Raw genomic sequence first — 13,636 nt, forward strand, 5'->3', positions numbered from 1 at the left:
CCTTGCCGCATGATGCCGGCGCACGAGACATACGACGTCATTGTCATCGGCGCAGGTGCCGGCGGCATGACGGCTGCGGCGGTTGCTGCCGCCGAAGGCCTGCGGGTGCTGATGATCGAGAAGACCGCCTTTGTCGGCGGCACGACCGCGTGGTCCGGCGGCATGGTCTGGATCCCCGCCAATGCCAGGATGAAGGAGGCTGGGCTCTCCGACAGCATCACGGATGCGGTCCGGTATCTGTCGAGCACGGTGCCGGAGCCGGCCAATGCGGGCTTGCGCGCCGCCTTCCTTGCTCGTGGGCCGGAGGCGGTCGCCTATCTCGAAGCCAATACGGACGTTCGCCTGCAGCCGGTGAAAGCCTATCCGGACTATTATCCGGAGCGGCTGGGGGCGACGCCGGGCGGGCGCGTGCTGGAACCGGTCGCTTTCGATGGCACCCGGCTGGGTGCGTATTTTGCGCGGCTGCGTGCGCCGCTGCCCGAGTTCACGCTGTTCGGCGGGATGATGGTCAATCGTCTCGACATCCCTCATCTGCGCCGGATCGGAAAGTCGCTGCGCTCGACCCTGCGCGCGGCGCGACTGGTCTCGGAGTATGCGCTGCAGCGGCTGCGCAGCCCGCGTGGGACAACGTTGCATCTCGGCAATGCGCTTGCGGCGCGGCTCTATGCGTCGCTGCTGGCGCGGCAGGTCGAGATCCTCTTCAGCGCCGATGTCGAGGACTTTTCGATGCAGGGCGATCGCGTCAGCGGCGTGGTGATCCGTCACGGCTCACGCGACCGTTCGATTGCCGCGCGCCGCGGCGTGGTGCTCGCGACCGGCGGCTTCTCGCACGATGCGACTTTGCGCAAACGCTTCTTTCCCCCGGCGGCCGGCTTCGTCTCGGCCACCAACACAGCAGCCACGGGCGATGGGCTTCGCCTAGCGACCGCAAGCGGCGCCGCGCTCAACACGGATGCGACCAGCCCGGCCTATTGGGTGCCGGCCTCGCTGTTCCGGCGCGCCGACGGCAGCCGCGGTGTGTTCCCCCATACCGTGACCGACCGCGCCAAGCCGGGCGTGATCGCGGTGAATGCGGCGGGCCGGCGTTTCGTCAACGAGGCGCTGTCCTACCATGAGTTCGTCCTCGCGATGCTGCGTGACGGCAATGGCGAACCCGATCGGCCGTTCTATTTGATCTGCGACCGTCAGTTTCTCTGGAGCTATGGCCTCGGCCGCATCAAGCCGTTTACGCGGAGCGTCCGGCGCTACGTGGCGAGCGGCGAGTTGATCGAGGCGCCGGATATCGCGCAACTCGCGGCGAAGATCGGCATCAAGCCGTCCGTGCTCACGGCCACGCTCGCGAGCTACAATTTTGATGCGAAAGAGGGCCGCGATCCCGAATTCGGCCGCGGCAGCACGATCTACCAGCGGCACCTCGGCGATATCAGCCACAGGCCCAACCCTTGCGTGGCGCCGATCATTCGCGCGCCGTACTTCGCGATGCGGATCTACCCGGCCGATCTCGGCACGGCCATCGGCATGAAGGTCGATGCGCAGGCCCGTGTGCTCCGCGAGGACGGCACGCCGATCGCGGGCCTCTACGCCTGCGGCAACGACATGGGCTCGATCATGAACGGCAATTATCCCGGGCCGGGGATCACTCTCGGGCCGGCGCTGACGTTCGGGTATATTGCGGGACGGCATCTGGCGGAGGGGAGTGTGACGACAGCTGCGAGCGTTACCGCTGCCGCAGAGCCTCCAGTCTAGCCATCCCACCGCTGTCATGCCCCGGTCAAGCCGGGCTTGGGAGGGATTGCGGCTGCGCGACGCGAATTGTGACAGTCAAGAGCATGGGCGGTCGAAGTCAATACGGCTAGCCGCATCCGTGGCGCTCCTGCTAGTCATGGCTTCGACCGGAGGACACCATGGCTGCAAACGCATTCGACACCGAGATCACTGAAACCGCCGACGCCTTGATCGGGCCGTGGCGCCAGCCGCGCCAGATGCTGCATGCGCAGGTCTACGACACGCACGCCTCGATCCACGACGATGCCACCGCGCAGAAGCTCGGCTTCAAGGGCGGGACCATCGAGGGACCGACGCATTTCAGCCAGTTCGCGCCGTTGGGTGCGCACCTGTGGGGACAGGCGTGGTTCGAGAGCGGCTGCCTCTCCGCGCATTATCGCAACGCCTGCTTCGAAGGTGAGGACGTCCAGGCGATCCTGTCAAAACCTTTGCCTGGAACGAGCCAGTGCCAGATCCAGATGGTCAAGCGCGACGGCACCGAGGTGCTGCGTGGATCGGCTTCGATCGGCGATACCCACGCTGCGACCGCGCTGGAGACGCGCCTGTCCGAGCTCAAGCCGCTGGCCGATCCCGTGATCCTGCGCGACGTGAAGGTGGCGCAGACGAGCAAGCGGCAGGCAGTGCGGATGGCGTTCGACCAGAACATGGGCGACCTCTATCCATTCTCGCTGCGGCAGAAGCTCGCAGTCATCACCGAGAACTCGCCGTACTATTCGAGCGGCGACAATGCTTCTTCGAATCCTTGGGGCAAGGCGATCATCCCGATGGAGATGCTGAGCGTGCTGTTTCAGTACCGCTCCAAGGACGATCCGCTGCCGGCCAAGGGGCCGGCCGTCGGTCTGTTCGCCGACCAGGAGATCCGGCTGGTGAAGGGTCCACTGTTCGTCGACCAGGAGTACGACGTCGAGCGCGAGGTGGTTGCACTGTCCGGCAGCCGCCGCACCGAAAGCGCCTGGATCAAGACGGGTGTGTTCGACAAGGCGGGTGCGATGGTCGCGACCATGTTGCTCAACATGGCGACGCTGAAGGATTCCTATGCGCCGTATGAGGAGGAGCATCGGCAGCTGTATGGAGATACTGGCCGCAGCTAACAAGCGCGCTTCACGGCCGCTCATCCTCTAGGCAAATGCACGTCGCAAAGCCGTCGCACAGCGAATAAGCAGACGCGGCCTCTTCCGATAACATTCTGATAGCGCAGCGAATTTCTCTACGCTGCGCGCTCCTCCGCCATTGTACACAATGGCACGGCGCTTGCAGAACTCCTGGCAAGAGAGCTCTCGCGAGGGCGTCATGTTGAACTCAGCCAAGCCGACACGGGGCGTCATCAGCGCCGAGCCCGAGCCGATCCAGCTCGATTGGTCGAGCACGGCGCTTCTGATCATCGACATGCAGCGCGACTTCATGGAGCCCGGTGGCTTCGGTGAGACGCTCGGCAATGACGTCAGCCAGCTTGCGCGTGCGGTGAAGCCGATCGGTTCGCTGCTCAAGGCAGCGCGCGACACCGGAATGCTGGTGATCCACACCCGCGAAGGCCATCTGCCTGACCTTTCCGATGCGCCGCCGGCGAAAGTCGAGCGCGGCGCACCGTCTTTGCGCATCGGCGATCCCGGCCCGATGGGGCGTATTCTCATTCGCGGTGAAGCCGGCCACGACATCATTCCGGAGCTTTATCCGCTCGACAGCGAGGTCGTTATCGACAAGCCCGGCAAGGGCGCGTTCTACGCCACCGAGCTGACCGACGTGCTGGAGAAATACGGCGTCGAAAATTTGCTGGTGTGCGGCGTCACCACCGAAGTGTGCGTCAACACCACCGTGCGCGAGGCCAATGACCGCGGCTACCGCTGCGTCGTCATCTCGGATGGCTGCGCATCCTACTTCCCCGAGTTTCACGAGATGGGCCTGAAGATGATCAAGGCCCAGGGCGGCATCTTCGGCTGGGTCGCGGACTCAGCCGCTGTTTTGGAGGCAATGAAGACTTCGACCACATAGGGGTAATGTCATGAGCACATTGATGGGGACGGCCGGCAAATCTGAGACGAACAAGTCCGAGTTCACGCCGGCGCTATGGACATCGGGCGACTGGAACGCGTTTTTCGGCTTCGGCACCAACATCCTCGTCAACATGCTGGTGCTCACGGGCCTCTTGCGCTTCGTGCTGAAGATGCCGGACAGTCTCGTGTTCGGCCGCATCCTGCCCGCGCTGGGGCTGATGATGTGCCTTTCCACCTTCTACTATGCCTTCCTCGCCTATCGCCTCGCGCAGAAGACCGGCCGCAGCGATGTCTGCGCGCTGCCCTCGGGCGTCAGCGTGCCGCACATGTTCATCGTCACCTTCGTGATCATGCTGCCGATCACGCTCAAGACCGGCGATCCCTTGAAAGGTTGGTCGGCCGGCCTGGTCTGGGTGTTCTTCCAGAGCTTCATTCTGATGATCGGCGGCTTCATCGCGCCTTTTATCCGTAAGATCACCCCGCGCGCGGCGCTGTTAGGCACGCTTGCGGGCGTCTCGCTGACCTTCATCGCGATGCGTCCGGCGCTCGAGATGTACATGACCCCGCAGATCGGTCTGGTCTGCTTCGCCATCATTCTGGTGAGCTGGTTCGGCGGCGTGAAATATCCGAAGAGCATTCCGGCCGGTCTGGTCGCGATCGTGGTCGGCATGGTCATCGCCTGGGGCTCGAACCTGTTCGGTCTCGGCCTCGGCGGATTGAGCGTCAAGGGCGTCGGTGATGCCTTCGCCAATTTCGGCTTCTCGGTCCCGATCCCTGCGGCGAATTATGTCTTCTCCGGCTTCGAATATCTCGGCGTCATCCTGGTGACCGCGATTCCTTTCGGCATCTATGACCTCGTCGAGGCCATGGACAATGTCGAGAGCGCGGAAGCCGCCGGCGACGAATATCCGACCACGCGGGTGCTGACCGCCGACGGCGTCGTCAGCCTGATCGGCTGCCTGATGGGCAATCCCTTCATCAACGCGGTCTATATCGGGCATCCCGGCTGGAAGGCGATGGGCGGCCGGATCGGCTATTCGGCAGCGACCGGCATCATGGTGGTGGTCCTGTCCTGGTTCGGCGTCATCTCGGTGCTGCTGGCCCTGGTGCCCGTCGTCGCGATCTCGCCGATCCTGCTCTATATCGGCATGCTCATGACTGCGCAGGCCTTCCAGACCACGCCGTCGAAACACGCGCCCGCCGTCGCGCTGGCCTTCACGCCGCATCTCGCCGCCTGGGCCAAGCTCCAGATCGACACCATGCTGGGCTCGACCATGAATGCGGCGGCAACGGTCGGCGGCATGGCCGCCGACAAGGCCGACGCGGTCAAGGTCGCCGCGATCGCGGCACTGCCCCAACAGGGCGTATTCTATCACGGACTGGAAGTCATGGGCGGCGGCTCAATCCTCGGCGGCCTGATCCTCGGTGCCATCGGCGTATTCATCATCGAGCGCGATTTTGAAAAGGCGTCGGCCTTCGCGCTTGTCGGTGCAGTGCTGACCTATTTCGGCTTCATGCACGGCGAAGCCGTGGGCATCGGTGGTGGCTTTGGCGTCACGCCCGCCGTGGCGTTCGCCTACGCCGTGATGGCAGCGGGCCTGTTCGCGGCCAGCAAGCTAGGCAGCACCGAGCACTATTCCGCGCATCCGGAGATGCATGCCGCACCGGCGGAATAGACTGCCAAGATCTGCAATTGCGGCCGGTGACACCCGGCCGCTTCGTCATGGTGTTGAAGGCTCACGATTGGCAAGAGACTTCGCTGTTCCTGTAGGTCGTTCAGTCCGCCCCGGGGTCGTCAAACAGACCGAGTGCGCGCAGACCGCTGCTGCCGAGTGCGGATGAGGGGAAATCCGCCGTCTCCAGCCGCAAGCTGTGATGGCTGTTCGGCAGTCCGGTCGCGAGGACGATGGTGTCCCGATCGAGGAAATTGGGCGCCTCCATTGGCCGAACCGCAACGCCGTCGATCGTGATTTTTGATCTCTCGAGCAGCGTAGAGGCGCGGCCGCTGACGATGAGCGCGATACCACACGCCTTGCAGTCGAGCTCGAAGCGAGCAGAGCTTTGCGTGATGGCCCAGATCTGCCCCCAGATCTGCGAAGGGGTCAATTCCCACCCGTCGCGATCGATGGGAGCGAAGTCGGTCCCCGGCATCAACCCGACATGCTCATAGAGCGAGGATCCAAGCGGCGCCGGCAACGGATCGAGGGTGAATGCGCCGTGCGTCGCCGACCGCTGCCGCAACACTTTCTCGAAGAAATTCGTGCAGAAGCTGGCGGCATAGCGATGGCCGAGATCATTGGGGTGAACCACGTCCACGATCACGTCGCGCCAGGCGAGCCGTCCGGCCTCTATCTCCGGCCACAGCGCGTCGCGGAAGCTGATCATCGGCAGGTCGTAGTGCCGGCCGATCGGCGCCTGCATCGATTGCAAGTTGCCGCCCTTTTCCCACATCATAAACAGCAGCAGCACGGCCGGCGCAGTGCGGTGGTCAAGAATATGCCGCAACAGTCCCTCGTAGGCATCCGCATCGGCAGAGGCATCGTTGACACTGAATTCGACGATCACGAGATCCGGGTCTTTAGACAACAGATCGGCGCCGACGCGAAACGCGCCGAGCAGCGAGCCCGTGCCCGCAAGTCCGGCATTGACTACGGAGAGGGAGGCATTTGGAAAGCGCTCGCTCCACCATGCCGCAATCTGCGATGCATAGTTTCGCGGTGGACCCTGGGTGATCGAGCCACCGATGAAACCGAGCGTGACCGGTTCACCTCGCGCCGCCTTGGCAAATGCCCGCTTCAGGCGCGTGGTGTTGCCGGGCGAGACGACGCTGCGCGCGACCATTTCGGCATTCGGTGCAGCGAGGGCGAGAAGGGGGGCTGGCAACAGCGCGGTGCTCATGGCGATGCCAGCGCCGAGCAGCAGATCGCGCCGACGGACGATCACGGCGCGCTTCCTTGCGTCACGGTCGTCGGGCGGCGTCGCTGCCGCGTCCAGTTTAGGATCGGGCGCTCCAGATACCAGTAGGCAAGGCATCCGATGGCGAGGCCGGCGGTGATCGCCGCAATGGCCAACGGCGCATAGTTCAATGCGCTGACCGGGCCGAACAGCTTGCGTCCGATCGCCCAGGCCGCGGCCATGGCGAAGAAATGGAAGAGATACAGCGAGTAGGATGCATCGCCAAGGAAGCGGCAAGCCGGAATGACTGGCAGGCGCCCAGCTTCCTCGGCCCAGATCATCGCGGCGACGATGGTCATGGCGCCAAACGACATCGACATATGGAACAACGGAAGGTGCGCTTCCGGATCGGTCCGGTAGAGGATGACAAGGGACAGCGTGCCGGCGGCGAGCAGACCGAGGACATGGATACGGCCAAGTCGCTGCAGCGAGCCGAGTTGGTACAGCCGACCGACGCCAGTGCCGACGAGAAAGCCGAGCAGGCTGAGGCTCGTATAGAAACTCTGGGTGTGGGACGGGTGGTCGATGATCCGCCCAATGACCATCAGACCGACAAAAAGGACGGCAAGCAGCGCGGTACGGCTCGCTGCTCTCACGAAGAACAGGCTCCCGAATACCAAATAGAAGAAGGCCTCGTAATCCAGCGTCCAGCCGAGACCCAAGAGGGGTGCCTTCGGCACATCGGATGGAATGAACAGCAGCGACTTGATAATGCCTTCGATCGTCGGCACCGTGGTGCGAAAGCTGCTCGGACTGGCGGTCGCGAGACCGACGATCAGGAAGGTCGCAAGCCAGTACATCGGCACGATGCGCATGATCCGGTTGCGGGCGAAGGCGACCGGCTCGAAGTACGCCTCTCCTCCAATCACTGTGATGATGAAGCCGCTGAGCACGAAGAAGATCTCCACGCCCAGCCGGCCGGTGATGAGCATGGCCTCATTGCGGGTCTCGAGCGGCCAGTACAGCGCGTGGGTGACGAGGACCATCAGCGCGGCCAGCGCCCGCAGATATTGGATGGAAACAAGCTGCGCTCGGTCGGACGCCGCCCCGCCTGTCTCGAAGCGGGAGATCAACTGTGTCATTTCAGGCCACTCTCTTCCCCAAGAACAATGATGCGACGAAGTGTGCAAGCCGCGAGCCAAGGAATCCGGCTACGAAGATGAGCGGTCTAAGCCAAAAGCGTTAGCCCACGTTTAAGCATAATGGCAGCAATCCGCCGGGCCGTTAACCATGTGATACCGGAGCGGAGCGCGTGTCTCGTTGATCGGCGACTCACCTACAACACGCTAGCGCAAAAAAAACAGGCCGGGCTGCGGCGTTCGGCGCAGCCTTCTTCGCTGCGAGGATCGCCGTAGCTTCGATACATGAATTCCGCGAAGCCTGCCCAATAGGACATCGTGCCAACGGGGATCGCGATCGTTGAGTTTGACCGCGATCTTGTCGGGGACGATGTGCGACCCGTGCGTCGGCATCGCCGTACGCTCGCGAATGGCGTGAGATCCCGGAGCTCTAGCGTGCGGGGATCGACGACGAACAGGCGCAGATTCTCATCCCCGTTCTCGTCGTTGAGAACATCATGGAGTGGCCATCCCGGCTCCAACTCTGCCAGTTGATCGGCCGGCCCATGGTGCGCGTCACGGGCCTTCCCGCCGCAAGAGCGGCTTCCTTGGAAGACCGAGACTGGCAAGACTACCCGCCCTTGACCGCGCCCGCCGTCAGCCCGGCCACGATCTGCCGCTGGGCGAACACTGTCAGCAGCAGCACCGGAAGCGTGACGATCAGCGCTGCGGCGGCAAGCGGGCCCCAGCTCAGCTGGTCGAACGAGATCATGTTGTAGACGGCGACGGGAAGCGTACGTGTTTCGCGGCCCGCCAGCACGATGCCGAACACAAAATTGTTCCAGGAGAAGATCACGGCGAGAATGAAGGCGACGGCGATCCCCGGTCGGGCGATCGGCAAGGCAACGTGTCGAAACACCTGCCAGCGCGTGGCGCCGTCGATGAGCGCGGCTTCCTCCAGCTCCAGCGGAGTCGTTTCGAAATAGCCGATCATGATCCAGATCACGATCGGTACCGTCACCACGAGATGAATGATGATCTGCGGCACCAGCGTGCCGAGCAGTCCCAGCCACTGGAACAGCAGGAACAACGGGATCAGGTAGGACAGGCCCGGCGTGATGCGGGCGATCAGGATCACGATTGCGGATTTATGCGCGGCCATGCGCGCGATGCCGTAGCCGGCGGGCACGCCGACAATCAGTGCGAGCGCCGTCGCGCCGCCGGTCACGATCAGGCTGTTGATGAAATAAGTCACGAAGCGATTGGAAGCGAGCACGTCGGCATAGTTCTTCCAAGCGAAATGCTCTGGGATGAACACCGGCGGGTAAGAGGCGTTGTCGATCTCGAACTTCAGGGACAGCGACGCCATCCAGAGGAAGAACAGGATCGCCGGGGACACGATGACGAATACCGAAAGCCACAGTCCGATTCTGCCGGTGATCTGCCGCATGCTCATGTGTCGCTCGCGATCTCAGTCCATACCATGCGTTGGCGGGCATAAAGCATGACGGCGGCAAGTGCCACGATTAGCAGGGAGAACACGACGGCGATCGCCGAGCCGTAGCCGAGGTCGTAGTAAACGAAGGCAACGCTGTAGAGATAGATGTTGATCGTCTCCGACGCCGAGCCCGGTCCGCCCTGCGTGATCGCGAAGATGATGTCAAAGCTCTTCACCGCGTCGATCATGCGGATCATGCCGGCGATGAACAGGAACGGCATGATCAGCGGCAGAGTGATGAAGCGGAACACCTGCCACAGGCTGGCGCCGTCGATCTGCGCGCTTTCGTAGGGCTCGGTCGGTATCGCCGCCAGGCCGCCGAGGACGATCAGCATCACCAGCGGCGTCCATTGCCAGGTCTCGACCAGCACCAGCGAGGGAATGACCGTTGCCGGATGAAACACCCAGAGCTGCGCGGGAATCCCGACCAGCGACAGCAGATAGTTCAGCACGCCGAGCTGCGGGTGGAACATCATGGTCCAGACCAGCGCGATCGCGACGGGTGTCGCCATCATCGGCATGATGAAGATGCCGCGCAGGAAGCCACGGCCAGCGAATTTCTGGTGAAACACCACGGCCGCAAACGTGCCGAACACGAGCGGCAGCACCACTGAGAGCACGGTGTAGACCAGCGTATGCCCGATCGCCTCGATGAAGCGGGGGTCGCTGGTCAGCCGGAAATAGTTGGAGAAGCCGACGAAGGTGGTCGGCGAGCCGACCTTCCACTCGTTCAGGCTCATCCAGATGGTGAACACCCACGGGAAGATGATGATCGCGAGCACGACGACCAGCGCCGGCACCACGAACGGCCAGTAGGACGGCGGCCGCAGTTCCTTCTCCGGCGCGGCATCAGAGCGTGCCGCGGCCGGAGTCGATTGTGTCAACGCACTCACGCCTTTTCGCTACGCTCCAGGATTGGCCGGTACTGGTCGTTGGCCTTCTTCAGCTCAGTCGCGGGATCGGCGCCTGATAGTGTCGCGGTGATCGCCGCGCCGACGATGTCACGGAATTCGGCGACCGGGATCACGACGGGAAGGCCAAGCTTGCTGATCTTGCCGGAATCGACCACCGACTGCAGCCACTCCTTGGGCATCTTCACGCCCTGCTGCACCTCGGGATCGCCGAGGATCGAGTTACGGAACGGCACGCCGCCGCCAGCCTGCAACAGCCTTGCGCCCTGCTTCTTCGAGACGATCCACTGGCAGAGCAGATAGGCCGCTTCCTTGTTCTTGCTCGCCGCGGCAATACCGATGCCGTCGCCGTAAGTGGCCGAATATTGCCCCTTCGGTCCGGCCGGCACGACGGTGTAGCCGACCTTGCCGACGACGCGCGAGGCGGCCGGGTCTTCCAGCGGCGGCGCCCAGCCGACACCGTCGATCCACATCGCTGAACGTCCTTGCGTGAACGAGGCCATCGACTCCATCCAGTTGAAGCCGGCGACTCCGGGCGGGGCGACTTTCGTCAGCAGCGTCTGATAGAGCTTGGTCGCTGCGATTGCTTCAGGACCGTCGGTCAGGATGTTGCCCTTTGCGTCGAGGAATTCGCCACCATAGTCGAGGAAGAAATTGGTCCACAACGTCATGTTGGCGTTGCGCAGGCCGCGTCCGACGAAGCCGTAGATGCCTTCCTTGGGATCGGTGAGCTTTTCGGCAGCGGTGACCATTTCGTCGAGCGTCTTCGGGACTGCGACGCCCTTCTTCTGGAACAGCTCCTTGTTGTAGTAGAGGATGAAATAGTCGACCGACCAGGGTAGCGACAACATCTGGCCCTTGTCGTTCTTGGCGTATTGCAGGCCGGCGGCCGAGAAATCGCTCTCGACGAGGTCGGGCGCGGTCAGCGTCGGGTCCTTCATGTAGGGCGTCATGTCGGCGAGCCAACCGGCCTTCTCGAACTGTCGCTTTTGCACGTGATAGCTGAGATGGACGACGTCGAAGCTCGGCCGGCCCGAGGTCAGCTCGATGACGCATTTCTGGCGTTGCTGCTGCTCTGGAATCTGCTCGGATTCGACCTGAATGCCGGTGAGTTCGGTGAATTCCTTGACGTATTTTTGCAGATTATCGCCGCGCGGGCCTTTGGCAAGGATCACCTCCAGCTTGGTGCCTGCGTATTTCTTCCAGTTCACCTCGGCGCGCGCCGGAAGCCCGGTCAGGCTGAGCGCGCCAGCCGCGGCGGTCCCCGTCAACAGCGTGCGGCGCGAGATCTTATGGTCAGCCACTTTAGTCCCTCCCTATGATTCAATTCTTTGGGGGGATACTAGCGGCCGTTCCACGCCTGCCTAGCCCTAATTTGGGCGTTACGGTCGCACTGCCGGCGTTTCCATCGGCATTCCGCGTGCCCGCGCCATCAGATAGAGCTCGAGCGCGACCAGCTCGGGCGCGCCGTAATCATAGGCCTGGGCGCGGACACCGGTCATGCAGCTGCGCAAGCGCCGCTCCAGCGATCCCAGCGTCTGCCATTCCAGCCGATAGAGCGGATAGCCGGTCGGCTGCGCTTGCGTGATCGCCGAGCCCGCGAGGCGCTTGTCAAAGTTGTCGTCGTGGCAATTGGTGCAGGCAAGGTTGAGTTGACCTTCGCGCTGCATGAAGAGATTGCGGCCTTGTTCGACGAAAGGTTTGAGTTGTGGATCGTCGCCTGCGGTGATTGCGACGCCGCGCGATTGGTGGGCAACGAAGGCAGACAGCGCCAGGATGTCGCGGCTCTCGTAGGGCAGCGATGCCGCCTGCTGATGATTGGCACGGCACAGGTTGATGCGCTGGTCGAGCGTGATGGGGCGCGCCAGCGCCTTGTCGAAGGCGGGATAGCCCGCCGCGACGCCCTTCATGCTGCTTCGCGCATCGCCATGGCAGTCCGCGCACGCCTTGTCCGCGCTGCCCGCCTTCCTCGTCCACAGCGCCTCGCCGTCGAGCACGAACAGCATGCCCGGATTGGAGGTGTCGTCATCCTGCATGGCGCGGGTGTCAGGGCCCATGAAGGAATAGCCGGAGCGGCGCACATCGGGCGGGATTTCACCGGCGGGCAGGGCAGGGGCCGTGGCGACAAGCGCCGCCAGCACTATCGCGCGCCAAAAATTCATTCGACCGTGATCGATGCCGATGCGGTGGACGAATAGCCGTTGTCGCCGATCCATTCGAATTCGAACTTGCCGCTCTCCCTGGCGACCGTGAAGAAGGACAAATAAGGATTGGCGGCGATGGCCGGAAACAGATCGGCGCGGAAGATCTCGGTGCCGTTGTAGCGGCAGGTGAAGCTGGTGATGATGTCGCGCGGCACCAGCGCGCCGTCCATGGTGTGGCGGAAGCCGGTTTCCATGATGTGCGAGGTCAGCGTGCGGATCTCGATGACGTCGCCGCGTTTGGCCTTCGCGGGAACGTTGATGAGGGCGGCCATCAGTTCAGCTCCTCGGTGCAGGCGGCCAGCGTCACGACAATATCCGCCGCGACCTGCCAGAAGCTGTCGTCGGAGAGACGTGCGATCGCGACCACCTTCTGGGTGTCGGCGAGCCGGATCCGCGTCGAGATCTGGGCGCGGCCGGACGAAGGGTTCAGATAGAAATGACCGATGTTCGGCTGCGGGTTCTTCTCGTTGAAGACGTGGATGCTCTTGACATAGTCCTCCGCCGTCATCGGGCTGGCGACACTCACGGTCATTGGCACCGTGTTGCCGTTCTCGACCAGCGGCGGAATGTCGAGCTTGACCTTGCCGGTGCGAATTGGTGCTTCGCCAACGATGTTGCGGATCGCGGTGTTGAGCATCGCCGGCGTTGCTTCGACCGGCCGCAGTGTAACGATCGGAATGACCGTGACGCTGCCAGCCAGGCTCAAAAATTGTCGTCGCGTCGTTGGCATGACCAGTCCTAGTCCCGAAGTGTTGCAAGATAGGCCACGATGTCCTCGATCTCCGCGGCCGACAGTATCGGTTTGCCGGCGAAATTGCGTCCGACGCGGACGAGGCCGTCCGCACGATAATAGGAAGGCATGATGGTGTCCGGGTTGAAGCGCGAGGCGTCAACCATCCGAAGCCGCAACTGGTTCACCGTCCAGCGGTTCCCCGCGCCGGTGAGGTCAGGCGCGAGGTCGCCCTGGAACCGCGTTTCCGGGAAGGGGCCGGAATGGCAAAGGATACAGGTCGTCGTGCGTGCCAACACCAGCGCGCGTCCGCGCGTGGCATCGCCGGGCGTGCCCGTGAGCGAATCCGCGATGCCGTCACCGCTGATCTCATAGGGCGCGAGCCCTTCTGCGCGCGTTCCGGTGGCAAGTGCAACGCTGATGGTGATCGCCGCAGCGACAATCGATTGAATGTGAGACGACGGATCGAGCCGCGGACTCCTCTGACCTCTCCCGCTTGCGGGA

13 protein-coding genes are annotated in these 13,636 nt (G+C 63.3%); 4 read left to right on the forward strand and 9 right to left on the reverse strand.

Annotated features, from left to right (window positions below):
- Nucleotides 1-9: 9 nt before the first annotated feature.
- The 4 genes from ACP2YP_RS12130 to ACP2YP_RS12145 all read left to right on the forward strand — a co-directional run bounded on the left by ACP2YP_RS12130 (nucleotide 10) and on the right by ACP2YP_RS12145 (nucleotide 5,452).
- Nucleotides 10-1,746 carry an FAD-dependent oxidoreductase gene (locus tag ACP2YP_RS12130; RefSeq protein ID WP_426424371.1) on the forward strand — a complete coding sequence of 579 codons (1,737 nt, stop codon included), beginning with the start codon at nucleotides 10-12 and terminating at the stop codon, nucleotides 1,744-1,746.
- A 158-nt stretch (nucleotides 1,747-1,904) separates the two neighbouring features.
- Nucleotides 1,905-2,876, forward strand: coding sequence for a hypothetical protein (locus tag ACP2YP_RS12135; protein WP_426424372.1), 972 nt, complete (start codon nucleotides 1,905-1,907; stop codon nucleotides 2,874-2,876).
- 199 nt (nucleotides 2,877-3,075) lie between these two features.
- On the forward strand, nucleotides 3,076-3,774 hold the full coding sequence (locus ACP2YP_RS12140) for a cysteine hydrolase family protein (RefSeq protein WP_426424373.1): 699 nt from the start codon (nucleotides 3,076-3,078) through the stop codon (nucleotides 3,772-3,774).
- Nucleotides 3,775-3,784: 10 nt separating this feature from the next.
- Entirely contained in the window at nucleotides 3,785-5,452 is a 1,668-nt protein-coding gene (locus ACP2YP_RS12145) for a regulator (protein WP_426424374.1), read from the forward strand.
- Nucleotides 5,453-5,552: 100 nt separating this feature from the next.
- Here ACP2YP_RS12145 and ACP2YP_RS12150 read toward each other — a convergent pair whose 3' ends face one another.
- The 9 genes from ACP2YP_RS12150 to soxX form a co-directional block, all read right to left on the reverse strand.
- Nucleotides 5,553-6,674, reverse strand: a complete 1,122-nt coding sequence (locus tag ACP2YP_RS12150) for an SGNH/GDSL hydrolase family protein (RefSeq protein ID WP_426424375.1) — start codon at nucleotides 6,672-6,674, stop codon at nucleotides 5,553-5,555.
- Between the two features lie 41 nt (nucleotides 6,675-6,715).
- Complete coding sequence (locus tag ACP2YP_RS12155; protein WP_426424377.1) at nucleotides 6,716-7,813, reverse strand: acyltransferase family protein; 1,098 nt, start codon at nucleotides 7,811-7,813, stop codon at nucleotides 6,716-6,718.
- 607 nt (nucleotides 7,814-8,420) lie between these two features.
- Entirely contained in the window at nucleotides 8,421-9,245 is an 825-nt protein-coding gene (locus tag ACP2YP_RS12160; RefSeq protein ID WP_426424378.1) for a carbohydrate ABC transporter permease, read from the reverse strand.
- Complete coding sequence (locus ACP2YP_RS12165; protein ID WP_426424379.1) at nucleotides 9,242-10,180, reverse strand: carbohydrate ABC transporter permease; 939 nt, start codon at nucleotides 10,178-10,180, stop codon at nucleotides 9,242-9,244. Before ACP2YP_RS12165 ends, ACP2YP_RS12160 begins: the two co-directional genes overlap by 4 nt.
- On the reverse strand, nucleotides 10,177-11,502 hold the full coding sequence (locus ACP2YP_RS12170; RefSeq protein ID WP_426424380.1) for an ABC transporter substrate-binding protein: 1,326 nt from the start codon (nucleotides 11,500-11,502) through the stop codon (nucleotides 10,177-10,179). The genes ACP2YP_RS12165 and ACP2YP_RS12170 overlap by 4 nt, the downstream gene beginning before the upstream one ends.
- A 78-nt stretch (nucleotides 11,503-11,580) precedes the next feature.
- On the reverse strand, nucleotides 11,581-12,360 hold the full coding sequence (soxA, locus tag ACP2YP_RS12175; RefSeq protein WP_426424382.1) for a sulfur oxidation c-type cytochrome SoxA: 780 nt from the start codon (nucleotides 12,358-12,360) through the stop codon (nucleotides 11,581-11,583).
- Complete coding sequence (gene soxZ, locus ACP2YP_RS12180; protein WP_426424383.1) at nucleotides 12,357-12,674, reverse strand: thiosulfate oxidation carrier complex protein SoxZ; 318 nt, start codon at nucleotides 12,672-12,674, stop codon at nucleotides 12,357-12,359. Before soxZ ends, soxA begins: the two co-directional genes overlap by 4 nt.
- Nucleotides 12,674-13,132, reverse strand: coding sequence for a SoxY-related AACIE arm protein (locus ACP2YP_RS12185; RefSeq protein ID WP_426424385.1), 459 nt, complete (start codon nucleotides 13,130-13,132; stop codon nucleotides 12,674-12,676). The genes soxZ and ACP2YP_RS12185 overlap by 1 nt, the downstream gene beginning before the upstream one ends.
- Before the next feature lie 8 nt (nucleotides 13,133-13,140).
- Nucleotides 13,141-13,575 (reverse strand): sulfur oxidation c-type cytochrome SoxX, encoded by a 435-nt coding sequence (soxX, locus tag ACP2YP_RS12190; protein ID WP_426426121.1) that lies wholly within the window; start codon nucleotides 13,573-13,575, stop codon nucleotides 13,141-13,143.
- Between the last annotated feature and the right edge of the window lie 61 nt (nucleotides 13,576-13,636).

The sequence above is a fragment of the Bradyrhizobium genosp. A genome, from assembly GCF_049949275.1.
Taxonomy (GTDB): Bacteria; Pseudomonadota; Alphaproteobacteria; order Rhizobiales; family Xanthobacteraceae; genus Bradyrhizobium.

Coding starts and splice junctions, on each gene's coding strand:
- ACP2YP_RS12135 (WP_426424372.1), top strand. CDS start 1,905: ATGGCTGCAAACGCATTCGACACCGAGATCACTGAAACCGCCGACGCC.
- ACP2YP_RS12150 (WP_426424375.1), bottom strand. CDS start 6,674: ATGAGCACCGCGCTGTTGCCAGCCCCCCTTCTCGCCCTCGCTGCACCG.
- soxZ (WP_426424383.1), bottom strand. CDS start 12,674: ATGGCCGCCCTCATCAACGTTCCCGCGAAGGCCAAACGCGGCGACGTC.
- soxA (WP_426424382.1), bottom strand. CDS start 12,360: ATGAATTTTTGGCGCGCGATAGTGCTGGCGGCGCTTGTCGCCACGGCC.
- ACP2YP_RS12140 (WP_426424373.1), top strand. CDS start 3,076: ATGTTGAACTCAGCCAAGCCGACACGGGGCGTCATCAGCGCCGAGCCC.
- ACP2YP_RS12155 (WP_426424377.1), bottom strand. CDS start 7,813: ATGACACAGTTGATCTCCCGCTTCGAGACAGGCGGGGCGGCGTCCGAC.
- ACP2YP_RS12130 (WP_426424371.1), top strand. CDS start 10: ATGATGCCGGCGCACGAGACATACGACGTCATTGTCATCGGCGCAGGT.
- ACP2YP_RS12145 (WP_426424374.1), top strand. CDS start 3,785: ATGAGCACATTGATGGGGACGGCCGGCAAATCTGAGACGAACAAGTCC.
- ACP2YP_RS12160 (WP_426424378.1), bottom strand. CDS start 9,245: ATGAGCATGCGGCAGATCACCGGCAGAATCGGACTGTGGCTTTCGGTA.
- ACP2YP_RS12185 (WP_426424385.1), bottom strand. CDS start 13,132: ATGCCAACGACGCGACGACAATTTTTGAGCCTGGCTGGCAGCGTCACG.